The sequence below is a fragment of the Cupriavidus sp. USMAA2-4 genome (assembly GCF_001854305.1).
Classification (GTDB): domain Bacteria; phylum Pseudomonadota; class Gammaproteobacteria; order Burkholderiales; family Burkholderiaceae; genus Cupriavidus; species Cupriavidus malaysiensis.
Window position 1 is genome coordinate 1,301,788 of the sequence record NZ_CP017748.1, and the last position, 22,326, is coordinate 1,324,113.

The 22,326-nt window shown below is 66.9% G+C and carries 17 protein-coding genes and 1 other RNA gene; 8 read left to right on the forward strand and 10 right to left on the reverse strand.

All coding sequences use genetic code 11. The annotated features are described in order from the left end of the window. Positions 1-65: 65 nt before the first annotated feature. Positions 66-629 carry a DUF2059 domain-containing protein gene (locus BKK79_RS05815; RefSeq protein WP_071011631.1) on the reverse strand — a complete coding sequence of 188 codons (564 nt, stop codon included), beginning with the start codon at positions 627-629 and terminating at the stop codon, positions 66-68. A 116-nt stretch (positions 630-745) separates the two neighbouring features. After that, positions 746-3,427 carry a DNA gyrase subunit A gene (gene gyrA, locus BKK79_RS05820; protein ID WP_071011629.1) on the reverse strand — a complete coding sequence of 894 codons (2,682 nt, stop codon included), beginning with the start codon at positions 3,425-3,427 and terminating at the stop codon, positions 746-748. 457 nt (positions 3,428-3,884) lie between these two features. Here gyrA and ompA point away from each other — a divergent pair, with 457 nt between their 5' ends. The 4 genes from ompA to ssrA all read left to right on the forward strand — a co-directional run bounded on the left by ompA (position 3,885) and on the right by ssrA (position 6,500). Next, positions 3,885-4,544: an outer membrane protein OmpA gene (gene ompA / locus BKK79_RS05825; protein ID WP_071011628.1), complete on the forward strand. Its 660-nt coding sequence runs from the start codon at positions 3,885-3,887 to the stop codon at positions 4,542-4,544. A 115-nt stretch (positions 4,545-4,659) separates the two neighbouring features. After that, positions 4,660-5,409, forward strand: a complete 750-nt coding sequence (gene ubiG / locus BKK79_RS05830; protein WP_071037305.1) for a bifunctional 2-polyprenyl-6-hydroxyphenol methylase/3-demethylubiquinol 3-O-methyltransferase UbiG — start codon at positions 4,660-4,662, stop codon at positions 5,407-5,409. Then, the gene (gph, locus tag BKK79_RS05835; protein WP_071037306.1) at positions 5,406-6,098 is read left to right on the forward strand and encodes a phosphoglycolate phosphatase; all 693 of its coding nucleotides are present in this window, start codon (positions 5,406-5,408) and stop codon (positions 6,096-6,098) included. Before ubiG ends, gph begins: the two co-directional genes overlap by 4 nt. Positions 6,099-6,141: 43 nt before the next feature. Further along, positions 6,142-6,500, forward strand: a transfer-messenger RNA (tmRNA) gene (gene ssrA, locus BKK79_RS05840). A gap of 160 nt (positions 6,501-6,660) precedes the next feature. Here ssrA and BKK79_RS05845 read toward each other — a convergent pair. The 3 genes from BKK79_RS05845 to BKK79_RS05855 all read right to left on the reverse strand — a co-directional run bounded on the left by BKK79_RS05845 (position 6,661) and on the right by BKK79_RS05855 (position 10,150). Beyond that, a complete protein-coding gene (locus tag BKK79_RS05845; RefSeq protein WP_071011623.1) occupies positions 6,661-6,990 on the reverse strand; it encodes an RcnB family protein in 330 nt (109 codons plus the stop codon). A gap of 361 nt (positions 6,991-7,351) precedes the next feature. Further along, positions 7,352-7,822: a cyanophycin metabolism-associated DUF1854 family protein gene (locus BKK79_RS05850; protein ID WP_071037307.1), complete on the reverse strand. Its 471-nt coding sequence runs from the start codon at positions 7,820-7,822 to the stop codon at positions 7,352-7,354. Positions 7,823-7,843: 21 nt separating this feature from the next. After that, positions 7,844-10,150: a cyanophycin metabolism-associated ABC transporter gene (locus tag BKK79_RS05855; protein WP_071037308.1), complete on the reverse strand. Its 2,307-nt coding sequence runs from the start codon at positions 10,148-10,150 to the stop codon at positions 7,844-7,846. A 252-nt stretch (positions 10,151-10,402) separates the two neighbouring features. On the opposite strand from BKK79_RS05855, the gene cphA (BKK79_RS05860) reads away from it, so the two are divergent. Then, positions 10,403-13,045 carry a cyanophycin synthetase gene (gene cphA / locus BKK79_RS05860; protein ID WP_071037309.1) on the forward strand — a complete coding sequence of 881 codons (2,643 nt, stop codon included), beginning with the start codon at positions 10,403-10,405 and terminating at the stop codon, positions 13,043-13,045. A gap of 31 nt (positions 13,046-13,076) precedes the next feature. Then, complete coding sequence (gene cphA, locus BKK79_RS05865; RefSeq protein ID WP_071011616.1) at positions 13,077-15,653, forward strand: cyanophycin synthetase; 2,577 nt, start codon at positions 13,077-13,079, stop codon at positions 15,651-15,653. 109 nt (positions 15,654-15,762) lie between these two features. On the opposite strand, the gene BKK79_RS05870 is transcribed toward cphA (BKK79_RS05865), so the two are convergent. From BKK79_RS05870 to BKK79_RS05880, 3 genes are all read right to left on the reverse strand, one after another. After that, positions 15,763-16,422, reverse strand: a complete 660-nt coding sequence (locus BKK79_RS05870; protein WP_071011615.1) for an amino acid ABC transporter permease — start codon at positions 16,420-16,422, stop codon at positions 15,763-15,765. Positions 16,423-16,498: 76 nt separating this feature from the next. Then, entirely contained in the window at positions 16,499-17,305 is an 807-nt protein-coding gene (locus tag BKK79_RS05875; protein ID WP_071037310.1) for a transporter substrate-binding domain-containing protein, read from the reverse strand. Between the two features lie 220 nt (positions 17,306-17,525). Continuing rightward, positions 17,526-18,452, reverse strand: a complete 927-nt coding sequence (locus tag BKK79_RS05880) for a glutamate/aspartate ABC transporter substrate-binding protein (protein ID WP_442873243.1) — start codon at positions 18,450-18,452, stop codon at positions 17,526-17,528. A 267-nt stretch (positions 18,453-18,719) separates the two neighbouring features. Here BKK79_RS05880 and BKK79_RS05885 point away from each other — a divergent pair, with 267 nt between their 5' ends. Beyond that, positions 18,720-19,685 carry a LysR family transcriptional regulator gene (locus BKK79_RS05885; protein WP_071011611.1) on the forward strand — a complete coding sequence of 322 codons (966 nt, stop codon included), beginning with the start codon at positions 18,720-18,722 and terminating at the stop codon, positions 19,683-19,685. Between the two features lie 55 nt (positions 19,686-19,740). After that, positions 19,741-21,042, forward strand: coding sequence for a hemolysin family protein (locus BKK79_RS05890; RefSeq protein ID WP_071037311.1), 1,302 nt, complete (start codon positions 19,741-19,743; stop codon positions 21,040-21,042). A 43-nt stretch (positions 21,043-21,085) separates the two neighbouring features. On the opposite strand, the gene BKK79_RS05895 is transcribed toward BKK79_RS05890, so the two are convergent. Continuing rightward, a complete protein-coding gene (locus BKK79_RS05895; RefSeq protein ID WP_084084507.1) occupies positions 21,086-21,484 on the reverse strand; it encodes a DUF350 domain-containing protein in 399 nt (132 codons plus the stop codon). Positions 21,485-21,588: 104 nt separating this feature from the next. Further along, entirely contained in the window at positions 21,589-22,281 is a 693-nt protein-coding gene (locus BKK79_RS05900; RefSeq protein ID WP_232346272.1) for a hypothetical protein, read from the reverse strand. Between the last annotated feature and the right edge of the window lie 45 nt (positions 22,282-22,326).

Here is a 22,326-nt window from a genome sequence, read left to right on the forward strand (position 1 = left end):
CCGCGTTGCGCGGCGCGGCGCCGGAATCACCTGAACGCAGGCCCGGCTCCGGCATCCGCCAGTGCTTACTTCGCAGCAGCGGCGATTTCCTTCTCGGCGGCGTCACGCATGGCCTTGCCGACCTGCGGACCGTACTTCTGCATGGTCGAGCCCCAGATCTCCTGGGTCGCCTTGCCCTGGTTGGTCATGAACTTCTGGCCGGTCGACGACTTCAGGAAGGTGGTCAGGTCCTTGAGTTCCTGGGTGCTGTAGTACTTGCCGAAAGCCTCGTAGTGGGCCTGGATCGCGTCCTTCTTGAAGGCATCGGTGGTGAAGGCCTGGCCCGCGCCGTCGACCATGCGCTGGACCGCGCCGTTCTTCTTCAGCTTGTCGACCACAGCCTGCTTCTGCTTGTCGTTCAGCGTCTTGTTCTCGATCAGCACCTGCTCCAGCACGGCCGGCGCGTCCTGCTTGGCATTCTGCTGGAACATCTCGCCCTGGTTCTTGACGACCTGGTCGGCCTGCATCACCGTCAGCAGTTCCTTGATCGCGGCCGTCTTGTCCGCATCCTGTGCGTGCGCGTACGGCGCCAGCATGAGCGCGGAGACGGAGGCCGCCAGAACGGCGAATTGACGAGTGGTTTTGAGCATTATGACTCCCTGGTAAATATGTCTCGGTTAGTCCGGACCCCACCGGTCGAGTTCCGGTGAAAAGTCCGATTACTGTTTCAAGTCTTTACAGCGTGAACGATGCGGATCCGGCCCGATCAGCTCGCCGCGCCAGGCTCGTCACCGCCCGGCGTCTCGGCATCCGCGTCGTCGGCCCCGGCTTCATCGCCGGCGCCGGCGTTGTCGCCATCCGTTTCCACGATGCGTTGCAGACCCGACAGCTTGGTACCTTCGTCGACGTTGATCAGCGTCACGCCCTGCGTGGCGCGACCCATCTCGCGGATCTCGGCGACACGGGTGCGGATCAGCACGCCGCCGGTGGTGATCAGCATGATCTCGTCCTCCGGCGCCACGAGTGCCGCGGCCACCACCCGACCATTGCGCTCGCTCGTCTGGATCGCAATCATGCCCTTAGTACCGCGGCCATGTCGAGTGTATTCGGAGATGGGGGTACGCTTGCCGTAGCCGTTCTCAGTGGCGGTCAGCACGCTGCCCACGGTCACGGCCGGAGCCTCGCCGTCGACAGCGTCGGCGGATTCCGCCGGCGCCACCAGCATGGCGATCACGCTCTGGCCTTCCTCCAGATTCATGCCGCGCACGCCACGTGCCTGGCGCCCCATCGGACGCACGTCGTTCTCGTCGAAGCGCACGGCCTTGCCCGCGTCGGAGAACAGCATCACATCGTGCTGGCCATCGGTTACCGCCGCACCGATCAGGAAATCCCCCTCATCGAGGTCGACCGCGATGATGCCGGCCTTGCGCGGGTTGGAGAAGTCAGTCAGCGCGGTCTTCTTCACGGTACCGCGCGCCGTCGCCATGAAGATGAAGTGCTCGGCGTCGAATTGGCGCACCGGCAGGATCACGTTGATCTTCTCGCCGTCGGACAGCGGGAACATATTGACGATGGGGCGGCCGCGCGAATTGCGCGAACCCTGCGGTACCTCGTAGACCTTCAGCCAGTACAGGCGACCACGATTGGAGAAGCACAGGATGTAGTCGTGGGTATTGGCCACGAACAGGGTATCGATCCAGTCGTCTTCCTTCGTCGCTGCCGCCTGCTTGCCGCGCCCGCCGCGCTTCTGCGCGCGGTATTCGGAGATCGGCTGGCTCTTCATATAGCCGCTGTGCGACAGCGTGACCACCATGTCCTGCGGGGTGATCAGGTCCTCCATGTCCAGCTCGGTGGCGTTCAGCTCGATCTGCGAGCGTCGCTCGTCGCCGAACTCGGCGCGGATCGCGCCCAGTTCGTCGGAGATGATGGTCGTGATCCGTTCCGGACGCGCCAGGATGTCGAGCAGATCGGCGATGATCGCCATCACTTCGCGGTATTCCTGGACAATCTTGTCCTGCTCGAGGCCGGTAAGGCGCTGCAGGCGCATCTGCAGGATTTCCTGGGCCTGGGAATCCGACAGGCGATAGAGGCCGTCGGCCTGCATGCCGAACACGGCAGGCAGGCCATCCGGACGGTAGGAAGCGCGGCCGCCCGGCGTGTCGCTTTCGGCACGTGCCAGCATCTCGCGCACCAGGCCCGAGTCCCAGGACTTCGCCATCAGCTCCTGCTTGGCGACCGGCGGCGTGGGCGCCGCCTTGATGATGGCGATGAACTCGTCGATATTGGCCAGCGCCACGGCCAGGCCTTCCAGCACGTGGCCGCGCTCGCGCGCCTTGCGCAGCTCGAACACGGTGCGGCGGGTAACCACTTCGCGCCGGTGCGACAGGAAGCACTCCAGCATCTGGCGCAGGTTCAGCAGGCGCGGCTGGCCGTCGACCAGCGCCACCATGTTCATGCCGAAGGTATCCTGCAGCTGGGTGTTCTTATATAGGTTGTTGAGCACCACCTCGGGCACTTCGTTGCGCTTGAGCTCGATCACCACGCGCATGCCCGACTTGTCGGACTCGTCCCGGATGTCGGAGATGCCCTCGATCTTCTTCTCGGTGACCAGTTCGGCGATGCGCTCGAGCAGCGTGCGCTTGTTCACCTGGTAGGGCAGCTCATCGACGATGATCGCCTGGCGCTGCCCGCGGTCGATATCCTCGAAGTGCGTCTTGGCCCGCATGACGACCCGGCCGCGGCCGGTGCGGTAACCCTCGCGCACCCCCTGGATACCGTAGATGATGCCGGCCGTGGGGAAATCGGGTGCCGGCAGCAATTCGATCAGGTCATCGACCGTGGCGTCGGGATTGCGCAGCAGGTGCAGGCAGGCGTCAACCACCTCGTTGAGGTTGTGCGGCGGGATATTCGTCGCCATGCCGACCGCGATGCCCGACGAGCCGTTGATCAGCAGGTTGGGGATGCGTGCCGGCAGGATCAGCGGCTCGCTTTCCGAACCGTCGTAGTTCGGACCGAAATCGACCGTTTCCTTGTCGATATCGTGCAGCATCTCGTGGGCGATCTTCGACAGGCGGATTTCCGTGTAGCGCATCGCTGCAGCGTTGTCGCCATCAACGGAGCCGAAGTTGCCCTGGCCATCCACCAGCATATAGCGCAGCGAGAAATCCTGCGCCATGCGGACGATGGTGTCGTAGACTGCCGTGTCGCCGTGAGGGTGATATTTACCGATCACATCGCCGACGATACGGGCCGACTTCTTGTAGGCCCGGTTCCAGTCGTTGTTGAGCTCGTGCATCGCATAGAGCACGCGCCGGTGTACCGGCTTCAGGCCGTCCCGCACATCGGGAAGCGCCCGCCCGACGATCACGCTCATGGCGTAATCGAGGTAGGAGCGGCGCATTTCCTCTTCGAGGGAGACCGGAAGGGTTTCTTTCGCGAATTGATCCATTGCGGCGTGGTTTATGCGGCGGGTTTAGGCAAATGATGCCCCCCGAAATGACCTTCCCGGGGGCGGCCCCATGACAGGCGGCCAACATGCCATTCTAGCATGCCAGCCACCCCTTCCCGGCGGCCCCGGCACCACCTGCAGCCCCCTCGGGAACGGCGCTTCGCGACCCCCGACAATCCCCTCCCGACCGGCTGCAACCCTGATGGCACAAGGCTTTGCGGGCACCACAAGGTGCATGTTGCACAAACACCACAGGCCCAAAAGCGCCGGATTGAATCGAATATATTTACTTCTTAGGAAACGAGCCTTGTGGCACAATTCCCCAGCGAAGAGCCAGACATTGTTCGAAGTGGAGCATCCGCCACATCGAGAATGTTATACTCCGAAGAATGTATGACTTGTTTTCGTCCATTTGCTCGCAGTAACCCTGCGGTGATCTCATCCTGAGAGGAGAAATATGAAAAAATTTGCCAAGCTCGCGCTCGTTGCAGCTACCGCAGTAATGGCTGCATCCGCTCAAGCCCAGTCCGTGCCCTATGAAAAGAAGGCAGTGAACGATAACTGGGGCAACGGTACGAGCGAGTACGTGTGGAAGAACGGCACGAACGAGCTCTGCTGGCGCGACAGCTCCTGGACCCCCGCCACCGCAAATGCGCAGTGCGACGGCGCGCTGGCTCCGGCAACCGCCCCCGTGGCACAGCCGCAACCGCCGGTCGCCCCGCCGGTCGTTTCGAGCGAGAAGGTCACCTTCGCTGCTGACACCCTGTTCGACTTCGACAAGGCTGTCCTGAAGCCCGAAGGCAAGGCCAAGCTGGACGACCTGACCTCCAAGCTGTCGGGTATCACCCTGGAAGTGATCATCGCCGTTGGCCACACCGACTCGTTCGGTTCGGACAAGTACAACGATCGCCTGTCGATCCGCCGCGCCGAAGCCGTCAAGGCCTACCTGGTGAGCAAGGGCGTGGAAGCCAACCGCGTCTACACCGAAGGCAAGGGCAAGCGCCAGCTGAAGGTCGATCCGAAGTCCTGCAAGGGCAACCGCAAGGCCCAGATCGCCTGCCAGCAGCCGAACCGCCGCGTGGAAGTGGAAGTGGTCGGCACTCGCAGCGCCCGCTAATCGGAATCTCTCCCGATGAGAAGAAGCCCAGCGCAAGCTGGGCTTTTTTTTTGGTACAGTTGCCCCAGACCTGACTCCCTCCCGGCGCCGCCGCTGGCCGCGCCCCAGTTCCCCGATGTCCAGCCCTTCCTCCTCCCACGACACCACCGCCACGCCAGAGCCCGCCACCAATGCCGACCCGAAGGAGATCGACAAATTCAGCGAGCTGGCGCATCGCTGGTGGGATCCGAACAGCGAATTCAAACCCCTGCATGAAATCAATCCGCTGCGGCTCGGCTGGATCGATGGCATCGCCCCCCTCGCCGGCAAGCAGGTCCTGGACGTAGGCTGCGGCGGCGGCATCCTGTCCGAAAGCATGGCCAGGCTCGGCGCCCAGGTGCGCGGCATCGACCTCGCCCGCAAGGCACTGCGCGTGGCCGACCTGCACAGCCTGGAATCCGGTGTCCGCGTCGACTACGAGGAGATCGCGGTCGAAGCCCTGGCGGCACGCACGCCTGCCGCTTTCGACGTGGTGACCTGCATGGAGATGCTGGAGCACGTGCCGGACCCGGCCTCCATCGTGCGCGCCTGCGCCGCGCTGGTCCGCCCTGGCGGCTACGCCTTCTTCTCGACCATCAACCGCAACCTGAAAGCCTATCTGTTTGCCGTGGTCGGCGCCGAGTACGTGCTGAAGATGATCCCGCAGGGCACGCACGATTACGACAAGTTCATCAAGCCGGCCGAACTGGCGCGCTTCGCCCGCCAGGCGGGGCTCGACCTGCTGGAGATGCGCGGCCTCAGCTACCACCCGCTGTCGCAGACCTACGAACTGGGCCGCGACACCGACGTCAACTACATGATGGCCTTCCGCCGGGAGGCCGCATGATCACGGAACTGCAGGCCGTCTTCTTCGACCTCGACGGCACGCTGGCCGACACCGCGCCCGATCTCGCGGCCGCGGCCAACCGGCTCGCCGTCGAGCACGGCCGCGCGCCGGTGGCCTACGAAAGACTGCGCCCGGTCGCCTCGCACGGTGCGCGCGGCCTGATCGGCGCGGCCTTCGGCAAGACGCCGGACGATCCGGAGTTCCCGGCCCTGCGCGATGCCTTCCTCGACTACTACGAGGCCGACATCGCCGCGCGCACGCAGTTGTTTGATGGCATGGAAGCGGTGCTGCGCGCGCTCGAGGCCGCCGGCATCCCATGGGGCATCGTCACCAACAAGCAGACCCGCTTCACCCGCCCGCTGGTGGAAGCCATCGGCCTGACGCCGCGCGCGGCCGCCGTGGTCAGCGGCGACACCACGGCCCACGCCAAGCCCCACCCTGCCCCGCTGCTGCTCGCCGCCGAACTGAGCCGCGTCGCGCCGGCACGCTGCGCCTACGTCGGCGACGACCTGCGCGACATCCAGGCCGGCAAGGCGGCCGGCATGGTCACCGTCGCCGCCGCCTATGGCTACTGCGGTGAAGAAGACCCGCCGGAAGCATGGGGCGCCGACTACCTGATCCGGCACCCCGAGGAACTGCTGCCGCTGCTCGCCCGGGCCGGCATGGCAAGGCCCGGCGGAACTCCCTGACACAGCGGGCGTCCAACGCGGTACAATCTCTCTTCTTCACACTGGGGCCGACCTGGTTTCGACGTGGGTTGCGAAGCAGTGGAGGGCATACCGAGGACCCGTCACCTCGTTAATCAATGGGAATGTAATAACTGCTAACGACGAACGTTACGCACTGGCCGCTTAATTGCGGCCGTCCTCGCACTGGCTCGCTGACGGGCTAGGGTCGCAAGACCACGCGAGGTCATTTACGTCAGATAAGCCCCGGAAGGGTCACGACTCCGGGGACGAAAACCAAGTGACTCGCCGTCGTAGAGCGTGTTCGTCCGCGATGCGGCGGTTAAATCAAATGACAGAACTAAGTATGTAGAACTCTCTGTGGAGGGCTTGCGGACGCGGGTTCGATTCCCGCCGGCTCCACCAGTTTCCAGGCAATATCCGGTAAACGCCGAACCGAAAGCGAAATCGAATGGCCTGGCCATCCGAGCCACCCGCTGAATGGCGGTGATTTTCCCGATAATGCCATCGCTCAAAAAAAGCCCGCCGAAAGGCGGGCTTTTTTACAGGTATTCCCGGACTGTGCTCAGGGCCCGACCTGCGCAATCACCCCATTACCGTTGACCAGGAAGAATTCCGAGCCGACGCCGACCCAATGATGTCCGCGCTTGGGCGCGGGCAACTGGTATTCGCGATAATCGTCGATCGCGTACTGACGGTCGCGGTACTCGGCCGGCAGGCGATCGCCCGCCTTCCACTGCCCCGGCATGTAGTTGAAGGGACCCGCACCGCCGCCGGCCGGCATGGCCTCCTGCTTCATGGCCTTGTGATGCCCGGACGGCTGGGCCAGGCCTGTGCCGGGCCCGAGGACACCGACCGCCAGCAGCAAGCTCAGCAACGCCTTGGTCTTCTTCATTGCGATCTCCTTGCATCAAATGGTTGGTGCTGCCTAGACAGCCCGGCACGCGGCAACTTCCGCCGCCAGAGCAGGCGCCGGCATTGGGATGTGCGCCTGGGCGTCGCCTGCCCTTGCCCATTTCCCGGGAATCCGCCCGCCGCCGCGTTCCGCGTACTGCGCTTCGCCTCAACCAGTTTAGGCGCTGATAGTGCGTCGGCGTATGTTTCCGCGCCACGGGCCGGAAGCGCGGGACGCGCCGGCAGCCGCGCAAGCGGACAGTGCGAGCAGGCGGTAGTAAAAGGGGCGGCGCACGCAGCACATCGGCGCGCCGGAGCGATGGACCGGACGCGGCGGCGGCAAAAGCGCCGCCCGCACGGCATTAGAGGAAGCGGTCGAGGATCTTGCGGCTGCCGCGATCGAGTCCGGACAGGTCGCGGATCAGATAGTGGATACCATGGCTGTCGGAGATCATCAGCGTGGCACCGGACAGCCGGCGGATGTCTTCTTCGCCGCGCAGTGTCAGCGTGGTTGCACCGCGATCAGTCTGCACCGTCCATTCGCTCGGCGTGGCGAACGTCGATACCGAGACGATGCGGCGGATCTCCGGCATGAACTCGCGGCTGGCCAGTTCTTCCGCCAGCAGCGCCCGCTCATTGGCCGGCAGGGCGTCCAGCCGTGGAATCCAAGCCAGTTCGCGGCCATCGGTACTCATCACGCCGACACCGTCGTCCGGCGCGGAAATCGGGAATGCCCGCACGGGCACCACACCTTCGTGGACAGTGCCGTCGGCCAGCGTCATGACCAGGCGGCCCAGCTGGTTGCGCACGAGCGTGAATCCGGTGCTTGCCATCGCTCTCTTCCTTTCCTGTTGCTATTGCGCGCTCAGCGGTTCAGCGGCGCCAGCGCTTGCTTCGTCGGCCGGGGATGCATCCTCGACATCGACATTGCGCGCCTGCGCCTGGTACAGCTTGTAATAGGCGCCTTCACGCGCCATCAACTCGTCATGGTTGCCCACTTCGACAACCTGGCCGCGATCCATCACCACCAGCCGGTCTGCCTTGCGCAGCGTCGACAAGCGGTGCGCGATAGCGATCGTGGTGCGCCCCTGCACGAGGTTGTCCAGGGCCTTCTGGATTTCTTTCTCAGTCGCGGTATCGACCGACGAAGTGGCTTCGTCGAGGATCAGGATGCGTGGGTCGATCAACAGGGCCCGGGCGATCGAGATACGCTGGCGCTCGCCGCCCGACAGCGCCTGGCCGCGCTCGCCGACCAGCGAGTCGTAGCCGTGCGGCAGGCGCAGGATGAACTCATGGGCGTGGGCCGCGCGGGCGGCAGCGATGATCTCCTCGCGCGTGGCGCCGGGCTTGCCGTAGGCGATGTTGTCGGCGATCGTGCCGAAGAACAGGAAGGGCTCCTGCAGCACCAGGCCGATATTGCGGCGGTACTCCGACACCGGCAGCGAGCGGATGTCGACGCCATCGACGCGGATCCCGCCCTCCGAAACGTCGTAGAAGCGGCAGATCAGGTTGACCAGCGTACTCTTGCCGGAACCGCTGTGACCGACCAGCCCGATCATCTCGCCGGGGGCGATCGACAGGTCGAGGCCGCGGATCACCGCGCGATTACCGTAGCGGAAACCCAGGTCGCGCAGTTCGATGGCGCCCCTGACCTGCTCCAGGTGGGTCGGGCGCGCCGGCTCGGGCACGCTCGACACATGGTCGAGGATGTCGAAGATGCGCTTGGCGCCGGCGGCCGCCTTCTGCGTCACCGAGACGATGCGGCTCATCGAATCCAGGCGCGTGTAGAAGCGGCTGATGTAGGTGAGGAAGGCCACCAGCACCCCCACCGTGATGGCGTTCTGCGACACCTGCCAGATACCGAAGATCCACACCACCAGCAGGCCCACCTCGGTCAGCAAGGTGACGGTCGGCGTGAACAGCGACCACACCGCGTTGACGCGGTCATTGATTGCCAGGTTGTGCTTGTTGGCCTCGCGGAAGCGCTCCACCTCGCGTTTCTCCTGCGCGAAGGCCTTGACCACGCGAATGCCCGGAATGGTGTCGGCGAGCACGTTGGTGATCTCCGACCAGATGCGGTCGATCTTCTCGAAACCGTGGCGCAGGCGGTCGCGCACCAGGTGGATCATCCAGGCGATGAAGGGCAGCGGCACCAGCGTCACCAGCGCCAGCCAGGGATTGATCGAGATCAGGATGACCGCCGTCATCACGATCATCAGCACGTCGGTGGCAAAGTCCAGCAGATGCAGCGAAAGAAAGACGCAGATGCGGTCGCTTTCCGAGCCGATGCGTGCCATCAGGTCGCCGGTGCGCTTGCCGCCGAAGTACTCGAGCGACAGGCGCAGCAGGTGTTCATAGGTGGTGGTGCGCAGATCGGCGCCGATACGCTCGGATACGCGCGCCAGCAGGTAGGTCCGCGCCCAGCCCAGGCTCCATGCCACCAGCGCGGCACCGAGCAGGCCGCCCAGGTACAGCCGCACCAGGCCGTAGTCGATCGGCTGGCCGTTCTGGTAGGGAATCAGCACCTTGTCCATCAACGGCATGGTCAGGTAAGGCGGTACCAGGGTGGCGCCGGTGGACAACAGTGTCAGCACGAAGCCGGTCAGCAGTTCGAAGCGGTACGGCCGGGCGAAGCGCCACAGCCGCAGCAGTGCCCAGGTGGAGGGCGGCGCCTCCAGCTCGCGGCTGCACTGCGGGCAGGATTCCGCCCCGGGCGGCAGCGGCGCCCTGCAGGAAGGACAGGCCTCGCCTTCTTCCTCGCCCTCCTCCCCGGCCGCGGCGCCGCCCGGAGCGTCCAGCACCGCGTCGAACTGGTCGACCAGGCGCAGGGCGGCCGGGTTGTATCCCAGCGTATAGCGCCAGCTGGCCAGGCGCGCCTGGCCCTGCTGCAACTCCAGCATCCCCACGCCGGCATGGTCGCTGTGCACCAGCCGCATGCCGGGTTCGATGCGCCAGGCCTGGACCGCCGTCTGCCCCGGCGCGCGCGCCAGCAAACGACGATCCGTCACAACCGCCCACCCTTTAGTAAAATGCAGCCTCGCATCCAGGTCGAGCACCACCCCGGCTGCAAGCACCTCGCCAGGCAGCAGGGAAGCGCCGAGTTCGGCGCGCCAGGGATCGTCGGCAGGTTGTTGCGGGTCGGGCAAGGCTGGCTGGGTCATGTGGATGCGGCGTGTTATTTCCGCCGGATGCGGATATAACTTGAAACAATTTAGCGCGGAATCGTACTAGCGGTCCGCAATTTCGCCCGCAAGTATACATAAGGCACGCGCATCAGCGTTTTTTGATGCATAGCACAAACACTTTTTCTCTCCCTTGGTCAACCCGCGACACGCCGTAACGTTATTGAAAGGTTACGCCTCAAATTCTCGGGCGCTCGCCCACTGCCTCAAGCACTGCCTCAAGCTAAATCAATGAAAAAGAAGGACATTGAGATCGTCGATGTCATGTCGCTGCGCGGCCCGAATATGTGGACATATCGGCCCGTGCTGGAGGCGTGGGTCGATATCGGGGAACTGGAGGACTACCCCTCCAACACGATTCCGGGCTTCTACGAACGACTCTCCAGCTGGCTGCCGTCGCTGGTCGAGCACCGCTGCAGCATCGGCGAGCGCGGCGGCTTCCTGCAGCGCCTGAAGGAAGGCACCTGGCCCGGACACATCCTCGAACACGTCACGCTCGAGTTGCAGAACCTCGCGGGCATGCCCGGTGGCTTCGGCAAGGCCCGGGAGACCCCGGTACGCGGGGTGTACAAGGTCATTGTGCGCGCCTGGCATGAGGAAGTGACGCGCGCCGCGCTCCAGGCCGCCCGCGACCTCGTGATGGCGGCGATCGAGGACCGCCCCTACGACGTCGGGGCAGCGGTCGAACACCTGCGCAGCCTGGTCGACGAGCACTGCCTGGGCCCGAGCACGGCCTGCATCGTCGATGCGGCGGACGATTTCGACATCCCGTCCGTACGCCTGTCGGACGGCAACCTGGTGCAGCTCGGCTACGGCGCGCGCCAGCGCCGCATCTGGACGGCGGAGACCGACCGTACCAGCGCCATCGGCGAAAGCATCTCGCGCGACAAGGACCTGACCAAGAGCCTGCTCGAATCCTGTGGCGTGCCGGTGCCCGAAGGCCGCATGGTCGACGATGCGGACGACGCCTGGAAAGCCGCCCAGGACATCGGCGTGCCGGTGGTGGTCAAGCCCTACGACGGCAACCACGGGCGCGGCGTGTTCACCAACCTGACCACGCAGGAAGAGGTGCAGACCGCCTACGCGGTCGCCATCGACGAAGGCAACGGGGTCATTGTCGAGCGTTTCGTGCCCGGCAACGAGCACCGCCTGCTGGTGGTCGGCGGTCGCCTGGTCGCGGCGGCCATGGGCGAGACCGCCAGCGTGGTCGGCGACGGCAAGTCCACCGTGGAGGAACTGATCGAACTGCAGATCAATTCCGACCCGCGCCGCGGCAGCACCGAGGACCACCCGCTGAACCGCGTGCGGCTCGACTCCGCAGCCCGCCTGGAGCTCAAGCGCCAGGGCCTGGAAGGCAGCTCGGTGCCACCGGAAGGCAAGACCGTGCTGGTCCAGCGCAACGGCAACGTCGCCTTCGACGTGACCGACCGCGTCCACCCCAGCGTGGCGCGCCACGCCTCGCTGGCCGCCCGCATCGTCGGCCTGGACATCGCCGGCGTCGACCTGGTCGCGACCGACATCAGCCGCCCCCTGGCCGAACAAGGCGGCGCGGTGGTCGAAGTCAATGCCGGCCCCGGCCTGCTGATGCACATCAAGCCGGCCGACGGCCAGCCGCGCCCGGTCGGCCGCGCCATCGTCGAGCACCTGTTCAAGGGCGCCGGCCAGCCCGGCGGCGACAACGGCCGCATCCCGCTGGTCGGCATCACCGGCACCAACGGCAAGACCATCGTCGCCAAGCTGGTGGCGCGGCTGCTGCAACTGGCCGGCAAGCACACCGGCCTGGCCTGCAGCGACGGTCTGTTCCTCGACCGCCGCCAGGTGGAAGGCGGCGACCGCGCCAACTGGGACGCCGCGCACCGCATCCTGATGAACCGCGCCGTCGAGGCCGCGGTGTTCGAGAACGACAGCGGCACCATCCTCTCCGAAGGCCTGGCCTACGACCGCTGCCAGGTCGGCGTGGTCACCAACATCGACGAGCCCGACCACCTGGGCCAGTACTACATCGAAGAGCCGGACCGCATGTACAACGTACTGCGCACCCAGATCGACGTGGTGCTGCCCGAGGGCGCCGCCGTGCTCAACGCGCGCGACCCGATGGTGGTGGAAATGGCCGAGCTGTGCGACGGCGAGGTGATCTTCTTCGGCCTCTCGCCCGACCTGCCCGCCCTGGCTGCCCACCGTGCCGCCGGCAAGCGCTCGGTGTTCGTGCGCGACGGCAAGGTGGTGCTCGCCACCGGCGCCGCGGAGGCGCCGCTGGCCGATGTCTCGGCCATCCCGCTGACCTACGCCGGCCGCGTCTCGTTCCAGATCGAGAACGTGCTGGCGGCCGTGGCCACCGGTTGGGCGCTGGGCATCTCGCACGACCTGATCCGCGCCGGCGTGGTGACCTTCGACGTCGGCCAGGTCGACGTGCCGGGCCGCTTCACCCTGTTCGAGCGCAACGGCACCACCGTGGTGATCGACGACGCGCACAATGCGCCCGCGCTGGAAGCGCTGGTCGCCGCGCTCGACCGCTTCCCGGCCGAGCGCCGCATGGTGGTCTACGGCGCCGGCGCGCCGCGCCGTGAGCAGGACCTGGTCAAGCAGGGCAAGGTGCTCGGCGCCGCCTTCGACCGCGTATTCCTGTGCGAGGACCGCAGCGTAGCCGGCGCGCAGCCCGACAGCGAGGCCCGCGCCCTGCTCAAGCAGGGCCTGTACGAAGGCCGCCGCGTCACCAAGATCATCGACGAGGGGATGCGCCGCGAGGCCATCGAAGCCGCGCTGGCGCAACTGGTGCCGGGCGACCTGCTGGTCCTGCAGTGCGACGAGGCCAGCACCGCCGCCACCGTGGACCACGTCCACCAATGGATGGGCCAGGCGGCCCGCCGCGCCTGAGCGCACGCGCTGCCAAGAGGAAACCGATTTCATGGAAGTCTCACGTATCCGGGCCCTGCGCGGCCCCAACCTGTGGTGCCGCCATACCGCGATCGAGGCGATCGTGGCCTGCTCCGACCAATCGCACATGCTGACCGACCTGCCGGGCTTCGAAGACCGGCTGCGCGCGCGTTTCCCGGACATCGGCCCGCTGCGGCCCGACGACGAGGAAGGCATCGTCTCGCTGGCGCACGTGCTGGAAGTCGCCGCGCTGCGCCTGCAGGCCGCGGCCGGCTGCCCCGTCACCTTCAGCCGCACCGCGCCCACGGTCGAGCCGGGCACCTACCAGGTGGTGGTGCAGTACAGCGAAGAAGAAGTCGGCCGCCTGGCCTTCGACTTGGCCGAGGCCCTGTGCAAGGCGGCCCGCGACGACACCCCGTTCGACCTGGACGACGCCCTGCACCGCCTGCGCGAGCTCGACGAGGACGTGCGCCTGGGCCCCAGCACCGGCTCCATCGTCTATGCGGCGGTGGCACGCGGCATCCCCTACCGGCGCCTGACCCAGGGCAGCATGGTGCAGTTCGGCTGGGGCAGCAAGCAGCGCCGCATCCAGGCCGCCGAGACCGACATGACCAGCGCGGTGGCCGAATCGATCGCGCAAGACAAGGACCTGACCAAGCGCCTGCTGCACGCCGCCGGCGTGCCGGTGCCGCTCGGCCGCTCGGTACGCAGCGCCGAAGAGGCCTGGGCTGCCGCCCAGGAGATCAACGCGCCGGTGGTGGTGAAGCCGCGCGATGGCAACCAGGGCAAGGGCGTGGCGGTGCGCATCCGCACCCGCGAGGAAGTGCTGGCGGCCTACAAGGTGGCCGAGGACATCAGCTCCGACGTGATCGTCGAGCGCTATATCCCGGGCCATGACTTCCGCCTGCTGGTGGTCGGCAAGCACCTGGTGGCGGCGGCGCGGCGCGACCCGCCCCAGGTCACCGGCGATGGCGTGCACACCGTGCGCCAGCTGGTCGAGGAAGTGAACCGCGACCCGCGCCGCGGCGAGGGCCACGCCACCTCGCTGACCAAGATCCGCTTCGACGACATCGCGCTGGCCACCCTGGCCAAGCAGAACCTGAGCGCCGACTCGGTACCCGCCAAGGGCACGCGCGTGGTCCTGCGCAACAATGCCAACCTGTCGACCGGCGGCAGCGCCACCGACGTGACGGACGACGTGCACCCGGACATCGCCGCGCGCGCAGTGGCCGCCGCGCAGATGGTGGGCCTCGATATCTGCGGCGTCGACGCGGTCTGCGAGACCGTGCTGAAACCCTTCGAGGAGCAGGCCGGCGGCATCGTCGAAGTCAATGCCGCGCCGGGACTGCGCATGCACCTGCAGCCTTCGTACGGCAAGGGCCGCGCGGTCGGCGAGGCCATCGTCTCGACCATGTTCACCGACGGCGACGATGGCCGCATCCCGGTGGTGGCGGTGTCAGGCACCAACGGCAAGACCACCACGGTGCGCCTGATCACCCATATCCTGGCCACCAGCGGCCTGCGCATGGGCATGACCGGCACCGATGGTGTCTACATCCAGGGCGAGCGCATCGACACCGGCGACTGCAGCGGCCCGCGCAGCGCGCGCAGCGTGCTGCTGCACCCGGACGTCGACGCGGCCGTGTTCGAGACCGCGCGCGGCGGCCTGCTGCGTGAAGGCCTGGCCTTCGACCGCTGCGACGTCGCGGTGGTGACCAATGTGGGCGAAGGCGATCACCTGGGCCTGTCCTATATCAGCACGGTGGAAGACCTCGCCGTGCTCAAGAGCGTGATCGTGCAGAACGTGGCGCCGCACGGCATGGCCGTGCTCAATGCCGCCGACCCGATGGTCGCGCGCATGGCCGACGCCTGCCCGGGCAGCGTCACCTTCTTCGCACGCGATCCGCAGGAACCCGCGATGGCCACCCACCGCGCCCAGGGCAAGCGCGTGGTCTTCGTCGACGGACAGGAGATCGTGGCGGCCGAAGGGGACAAGGAAGTCCGCATCGCCTTCTCCGACATGCCGCTCACGCGTGGCGGCAGTATCGGCTTCCAGGTCGAGAACGCGATGGCTTCGGTCGCCGCGGCGTGGGCGCTCGGCGTCGACTGGAACGTGGTGCGCCAGGGCCTGATGCACTTCGACAGCGACGCGCAGACGGCCCCCGGACGCTTCAATGTGTTCGACTACAAGGGTGCCACGCTGATCGCCGACTATGGCCACAACCCGGATGCCATCCAGGCGCTCAGCACCGCGGTGCAGAGCATGCCCGGCAAGCGCCGCGTGGTGGTGATCAGCGGCGCCGGCGACCGCCGCGACGAAGACATCCGCCGCCAGACGCAGATCCTCGGCGGCGTGTTCGACGACGTCATCCTCTACCAGGACCAGTGCCAGCGCGGCCGCGAGGATGGCGAAGTGCTGGCCCTGCTGCGCGAAGGCCTGGAAGGCGCCCAGCGCGCCAGCCACGTGGAAGAGATCCGCGGCGAGTTCGTGGCGATCGACACCGGCCTGGCACGCCTGCAGCCGGGCGACCTGTGCCTGATCCTGGTCGACCAGGTGGAAGAAGCGCTCGACCACATCGCCAAGCGTATCGGCGAAGCCCGGGTCTAGGCTCGAGCCTCGGCGACCGGCACAGGCCGGCCCTCTGCGGGCCGGCTTTTTTCATTGGCGCCCCCCCCTTTTCACGCCGTACCACTGCGCCGTACCACCGCGCAGTGCCTCAATGCCGCCCCGGCAGCGCAAGCCGGCGCTCGAGCATGTGCTGCAGCCCGGCCAGCAGCGTGCTGAGCACCCAGTAGATGGCGGCCACTGCCAGGTAGAGCGGCAGCGGCTGGTAGGTGGCGGCGATCACTTCCTGCGCCGTGCGCAGCAGTTCGGTCACCGTGATGACCGACACCAGCGACGTGTCCTTGATCAGGCTGATCAGGCTGTTGGACAGGCTCGGCACCGCCAGCCGCAGGGCCTGCGGGCCGATCACGTAGCGCAGCGCCTGCAGCGGCGTGAAGCCGAGGCTGTAGGCCGCCAGCCATTGGCCGCGCGCCACGCCGACAATGGCACCGCGCATGCTTTCCGACAGGTAGGCGCCGACGTTCAGGCTCAGCGTCAGCACGCCGGCCGGGGTCGGTTCCAGCGCGATGCCGATGCCCGGCAGGCCGTAGTAGACGACGAAGATCTGCACCAACAGGGGCGTGCCGCGCATGATGCTGACGTAGCCGCGCGCCAGGGCCACCGCCAGGCGCTGGCCGCTGATGCCCATCAGCGCTACCAGCAGGCCCACCAGCAGGCCGAAGCCCATCGACCACACGGCGAATTTCACCGTCAGCAGCATGCCCTGCAACAGCACGGGCAGTGAATCCAGCACCAGCTTCAGAGCAGGCATGGCGGCAGCGCGAAAGCCGGCCGCACGGGCGCGCCGGCCGGCACGCCCGCATGGGCCGGTGAGTTGGCAGGCGCCGCTAACGGGCCGGGCGTGTCACGTCGACGTCGAACCACTTGGTCGACAGGCGGGCCAGGCTGCCGTCCCGGCGCAGGTCCTCCAGCGCCTGGTCGATGGCCTTGGCGAAGGCGGGATTGCCCTTGCGGAACGGAATGGCCACTTCGGCATTGGCACCCGGCAGCACGGCACCGGGCCGCAACGGCAGCTTGGCGGTCTTGACCAGGTAGCCCACCATCAAGCGGTCGTTGAGCGCGGCATCGATGCGCTGCGCGGCCAGGTCGCGCAGGTACTCGGGCGCGCCGGGATAGGTCTTGAGGTCGATGCCCGGCACCGACTTGGCCATCTCGTTGTAGTTGCTGCCCAGGCTGACGCCCAGCTTGAACCCCTTCAGGTCGGCCAGCGAACGGAAGGCACGCTTGTCGTCCTGGCGCTGGATCAGCTGCGCCGCCGAATAGGCGTAGGGGGTGGAGAAATCGAGCACCTCGCGCCGCTGCGGCGTGATCGCGACCTGGTTGACGATCACGTCGAACTTGCCCGCCTGCAGGCCGGCGATGATGCCGCTCCATTCGGTGGTGACGAATTCCGCCTTGACCCCCAGCCTGGCCGCCACAGCCTTCGCCACGTCGACGTCGAAGCCGTCGAGCTGGTTATCCGGGCCGCGGAAATTGAAAGGCGGGTAGGTCCCTTCCAGCCCGACTTTCAGCGCGCCGGCCTGCCGGACCGCATCGAGCAGGTCGGCCGCCCCGGCCGGCGTGCAGAACAAGCCGGCCACCGAGGCCGTCATCGCGAGCAGGAAAGCGGCCCAGCCCCTTCGAAGCGTTCGCATGGCTCCTCCCATCGTTCTGGCAATCGGTCCGGCTCGGCCCGAGGCAGGCCCGCCGCGCCGCGTCCGCAACGGGCGGCACCGCAGTGATGCATGCGGCGCCGCGCCAGCGCAGGCGTGGTCGCATCCATTCTAGGACGTGCCCGCGCAGGATGCGACCCGGACGCCGCAGCAGGCGAGCCGGCGAGCCGCGCAAGCACCGCCCGGCGCGGCCGCGGCGGCGCTACTGGAAAGCCTTGTCGTTGGGCTGGGCGTAGAGCGACTTCATATCGGCCGACAGCGGGTAGTTCAGGTTGAGGCCGCGCGGCGGGATCGGCGACTGGAACCACTTCTTGTAGAGCAGCTCGGCACGGCCGCTGGTCATCAGGTCGGCGATCACGCCGTCGGCCAGCTTCTTGAAGGCCGGATCGTCCTTGCGCAGCATGCAGGCATAGTTCTCCGTCTGCAGCGGCGTGCCGACCACCACCCAGTCGTCGCGGTTCTTGGCCTTGGTCAGTTCGCCGTAGAGCAAGGGCTCGTCCATCACGAAAGCGACGGCGCGCCCGCTTTCCAGGATCAGGAAGGACTGGCCGTGGTCCTTGGTGCTGATCAGGTTCATGTTCATGGCCTTCTCGCCGTTCATCTTCACCAGCAGGCGCTCGTCGGTGGTGCCGGCGGTGGTCACCACATTGCGGCCGGCGAGGTCGGGGAAGTCCTTGATGCCGGAGTCCTTGCGCGTCAGCATGCGCAGGCCATAGACGAACAGGCTGTTGCTGAAGGCGACCTGCTTCTGCCGCTCCAGGTTGTTGGTCGTGGTGCCGCACTCCAGGTCGATGGTGCCGTTCATCATCAGCGGGATGCGGTTCTGCGAGGTGATCGGCATCAGCTTCACCTGCAGCCCTGGCAGGCTCAGCTGCGCCTTCACCTTGTCGACGATGTGCAGCATGATCTCGTGCGAGTAACCCATCACGTCCTTGCCGTTGGTGTAGGAGAAGGGGATGGAAGACTCGCGGTAGCCCAGCGTGATCACGCCGCTGTCCTTGATCTTGCGCAGCGTGTCGCTATCGCCCTCGGCGGCGCCGGCGGCCGCGGATGCCAGCGCGAACAGGGCCGCGGCGGCCGCGGCGCGCCGGCGGGAGGAGGTTCGCATCGGGCGTACGTTCAGCATCATGGTGAGGCTCTCCTGGTGGGGGGACGATCCGGATCGCACGATGCCAGGCCAGGGCCATGCCGGGCGCGCCGGGGCGCGCGGCGGCCGGGCACCCCGCCGCCTGCCGCCACGCCGGCCCCGGAACCCGGCACGGCCCTGCCTGTCATGCGATCCGCGCAGCGTAGCGGAGCGCGTGCGGCTTGCCCAATGCGAATACGTGCCAGAATATGTCCGAAGGCTATACCCTGGCCCGTCCCGACGTATCCCCTGCCTTTGCGCCCTCCGACCATGCGCCTGCGACAGATCGAAGTCTTCCGTGCCGTCATGCTGACCGGCACCGCCAGCGAGGCGGCGCGCCTGCTGCACGTGTCCCAGCCAGTCGTGACACGCGTGCTGCAGCACGCCGAGGCTTCGCTCGGCTTCCGCCTGTTCGAGCGCGTCAAGGGGAGGCTCCAGGCCACACCCGAGGCCGCTGCCCTGTACGGCGATGTCGAACGGCTATATGGCGAGATCGAACGGGTGCGGCGCGTCTCGGAAAGCCTGCGCCACAGCGGCGCCGGGCGGCTGCGCGTGGCGGCGACGCCCAGCCTGGCCGGCCCCCTGCTGGTGCCGGCGCTGCAGCGCTTCTGCGCGCGCCACCCCGACACCCAGGTCCAGGTACTCACCCACCATACCGGCGAGATCGTGCAGGGCCTGCTGTCCAACCAGATCGACCTGGGCTTCGCCTTCTCGCCGCCACGCCATGAAGCGCTCGCGGCGGCAGCGGTGGCATCGGGACGCATGCTGCTGGCGGTGCCGCGCGGCCTGCCGCTGCCCGCCGGCGGGCGGCGCGGCAGCGTGTCCATGCAGCGGCTCGCCGAGCGGCCTTTCATCGCCTACGACGACAACAGCTCGCTCGGGCTGCTGGTACGCCAGACGCTGGCGCGCAACGGGCTGGAACCGCGCTCCACGCTGGAAGTACAGACCTACTCGCTGGCGCTGGCCATGGTCGAAGCCGGGCTCGGCCTGACCCTGCTCGACCAGTTCACCGCGCTCGACGCCGATCCGGCCCGTATTGCACTGCACCAGATCGAACCCGCCCTGCCCTTCGAGATCCACGCGCTGCGCGCGCGCCACCGTGCCACCTCCAGCCTGGTCGACGACATGCGCGCCCAGTTCGCCCTGGTGGCGCAAGCCACCGCGCAAGCGCTGCCGCAGCGGCTGGAGGCACCCGCCGTGGTGTTCGAGCCGGCGGCCGCCGGCGCCGAGAATTGACAGCCACGCGAGGCGTGCACCATCATCGACACGAGCCAATACGGCGCCCCTCTCCATGTTCGCCCTGATCCTGCTCCTCCTCGTGCTGGCCAGCGCCTTCTTCTCGATCTCGGAGATCGCGTTGACGGCCTCGCGCCGCACCAAGCTGCAGACGCTGTCCGAACGCGGCGACCGCCGCGCGACCAAGGTCATGCTGCTCAAGGAAGAGCCCGGCAACTTCTTCACCATCGTGCAGATCGGCGTCAACAGCGTGGCCATCCTGGCCGGCATCCTGGGCGAAAAGCACGTGTCCGACCTGGTCTTCGCCGCGCTCTCGCCCTATATGGCGCAGGACATGGCGCAGCGCAGCGCCAATATCGGCTCCTTCCTGATCGTGACGCTGCTGTTCATCCAGTTCGCCGACCTGATCCCCAAGCGTATCGCCATGACCTTCCCCGAGACGTGTGCACTGGCGGTGATCGAGCCCATGCTGATGCTGCTCAAGGTGCTGCGTCCGCTGGTCTACGTGTTCAACGCGGCCGCCGACGCCGCGCTGCGGCTGTTCGGGCTGCCCACCAAGCCGGTCGACCAGATCACCTCCGAGGATATCGCCGCCATGGTCGATGCCGGCGCCGAGGCGGGCGTGCTGCACAAGCACGAGATCCACCTGATCGAGAACGTGTTCGAGCTCGACTCCAAGAGCGTGACGGCCATCATGACGCCGCGCGACGAGGTCGTTTACCTGCAACTGGACGAGTCGACCGACAGCGTGCGGCGCAAGCTGGTCAGCGAGCCGCACGCGCAGTATCCGGTGTGCGGCCGCGACCTGGACGACCTGCTCGGCTACATCGACACCAAGGACATCATGCAGCGGCTGCTGTCCGACCAGGCCATGCCGCTGGGCAATATCGGCAAGCATCACGACAAGAACGTGCTCGTGATCCCCGACACCCTGACCCTGTCGGAAGCGCTCACGCGCTTCCGCGAGATGCACCAGGGCTTCGCCGTGGTGATGAACGAGTACGGGCTGGTGGTCGGCGTGGTCACGCTCGATGACATCGTCGGCGCCCTGATGGGCGACATCCTCTACTCCAACGAGGACGAGCAGATCGTGCGGCGCGACGACAACTCCTGGCTGGTCGACGGCCTGACGCCGCTGGTCGACCTGAAAAAGGCGCTGGAAGTGGAAACACTGCCGGGCGAAGACTACGTCGACACCGCGGGCGGGCTGGTGATCTACACGCTCAAGCGCATTCCCAAGAAATCCGAGTCCATCGAAGTGGCAGGATACCGGCTGGAGGTGGTGGACATCGACCACCACAAGATCGACCAGTTGCTGGTGTCGCGGCTGCCGCTGGCCGAGCGCACCTCCACTTGAGGCCAGCCTCCCGCCCGTGACACGGGATGCGGTGGCCGGCCGGTCAGCTCAGGCAGGCCGCATTCACCACACCCGCAGCCAGCGAAATCATGCCCATCAACAGCCCCATGCCGCGGTTGTCGGCGGCAATGGCCGCGCTGACATTGCGCAAGGCGGCGGCTACGGCCAGGTAGGTCAGCACCTGCACCACGAATGCCGCCAGCGCCCACAGCAGGAACAGGCGGAACGAGGCGTTGTGCTGGATGCTGGACGACAGCGTCAGCGAGAACCCCAGCACCGCGCCGCCGAGCGATAGCGCGGCGGCTACGTTGCCCGCGCGGATGAGCGCAAACTCGCGATGCGGCGTCACGCGCGTGTAGACCAGCAGGAACAGGCCCAGCAGGCCGAAGCTGGAAAGGATATAGATCAGGTAGGCAAGCGCCGGAGACAGGAGGCTGGGCATGGGAAGCGACAGGTGGTTGCAACTGTTCGGTTCGGCGGGGGCGACAAGACTTGGAGACCGGGCAGCGAAGGCCGGAGCAGGCCATGTACGTCGGTCGGCAAGCCTCAGCCACCACCGGAGCGGCCGGAGGATCCCCCAAAGCGACTGGTAAAGCCGCCGCGCGAGATGACCGGCCCCTGCGTGGCTGCGGTCATAGGCATCGACAGGCCCATGGACCTTCCTCGACCCAGCGCGCTGCGGCGTACGGTGGCCTCCTCGATCATGGCGCTGCGCGGGGCACCCTCGACCCACGTCTTGCGTGCGATCGAGCCGTTGCCGTCATATTCGAGCAGCCAACGCCCGGACGCGCCGGACATATCGTGCCGTGTCTGGGTGCCGTTCGCGTGGTACACGGTCCCGCTTGCCGTGTAGTAAGGGCCATACCAGCGTGCCAGGGGAGTGGAGTAGCCTAGTGAGCCGGCATGTGGGCTGGGCGCCTCGCGAAACGCGGGGGTACCGCCGCCAGCCGTAGCCTGCTGGGCATGGAAGATTGCGCCCGGGCTGTCGATGGGCACATTCTCGCAGTCACCCTGCATCGACCAGTCCGCCTCACAATCCGCCAGCGACGCGTAGCTTGCCCGCCGCACGGTGACGCCGGGGTCGTCATCCGCCTCGTCGCTGCAGGAACCCACCACACTGGCAACCACGGTGAATACGCCAACGATCCACAGCACAGGCACCGCTTGGGAGCGAAGCGTGCTCAATGCGGGCACCGTCGAGAGATCGGAGGAATACAGTGGGCGGGCGGTGCCTTTCAACGAACCGCTCGGCCTGGGTTGGTGAGGACTGCCGTACTTCGACGG

Coding starts and splice junctions, on each gene's coding strand:
- BKK79_RS05845 (WP_071011623.1), bottom strand. CDS start 6,990: ATGAAGAAGACCAAGGCGTTGCTGAGCTTGCTGCTGGCGGTCGGTGTC.
- BKK79_RS05870 (WP_071011615.1), bottom strand. CDS start 16,422: ATGCCTGCTCTGAAGCTGGTGCTGGATTCACTGCCCGTGCTGTTGCAG.
- gyrA (WP_071011629.1), bottom strand. CDS start 3,427: ATGGATCAATTCGCGAAAGAAACCCTTCCGGTCTCCCTCGAAGAGGAA.
- BKK79_RS05815 (WP_071011631.1), bottom strand. CDS start 629: ATGCTCAAAACCACTCGTCAATTCGCCGTTCTGGCGGCCTCCGTCTCC.
- BKK79_RS05895 (WP_084084507.1), bottom strand. CDS start 21,484: ATGCCCAGCCTCCTGTCTCCGGCGCTTGCCTACCTGATCTATATCCTT.
- BKK79_RS05880 (WP_442873243.1), bottom strand. CDS start 18,452: ATGATGCTGAACGTACGCCCGATGCGAACCTCCTCCCGCCGGCGCGCC.
- BKK79_RS05885 (WP_071011611.1), top strand. CDS start 18,720: ATGCGCCTGCGACAGATCGAAGTCTTCCGTGCCGTCATGCTGACCGGC.
- BKK79_RS05855 (WP_071037308.1), bottom strand. CDS start 10,150: ATGACCCAGCCAGCCTTGCCCGACCCGCAACAACCTGCCGACGATCCC.
- cphA (WP_071037309.1), top strand. CDS start 10,403: ATGAAAAAGAAGGACATTGAGATCGTCGATGTCATGTCGCTGCGCGGC.
- gph (WP_071037306.1), top strand. CDS start 5,406: ATGATCACGGAACTGCAGGCCGTCTTCTTCGACCTCGACGGCACGCTG.
- ompA (WP_071011628.1), top strand. CDS start 3,885: ATGAAAAAATTTGCCAAGCTCGCGCTCGTTGCAGCTACCGCAGTAATG.
- BKK79_RS05850 (WP_071037307.1), bottom strand. CDS start 7,822: ATGGCAAGCACCGGATTCACGCTCGTGCGCAACCAGCTGGGCCGCCTG.
- BKK79_RS05875 (WP_071037310.1), bottom strand. CDS start 17,305: ATGCGAACGCTTCGAAGGGGCTGGGCCGCTTTCCTGCTCGCGATGACG.
- BKK79_RS05890 (WP_071037311.1), top strand. CDS start 19,741: ATGTTCGCCCTGATCCTGCTCCTCCTCGTGCTGGCCAGCGCCTTCTTC.
- ubiG (WP_071037305.1), top strand. CDS start 4,660: ATGTCCAGCCCTTCCTCCTCCCACGACACCACCGCCACGCCAGAGCCC.
- cphA (WP_071011616.1), top strand. CDS start 13,077: ATGGAAGTCTCACGTATCCGGGCCCTGCGCGGCCCCAACCTGTGGTGC.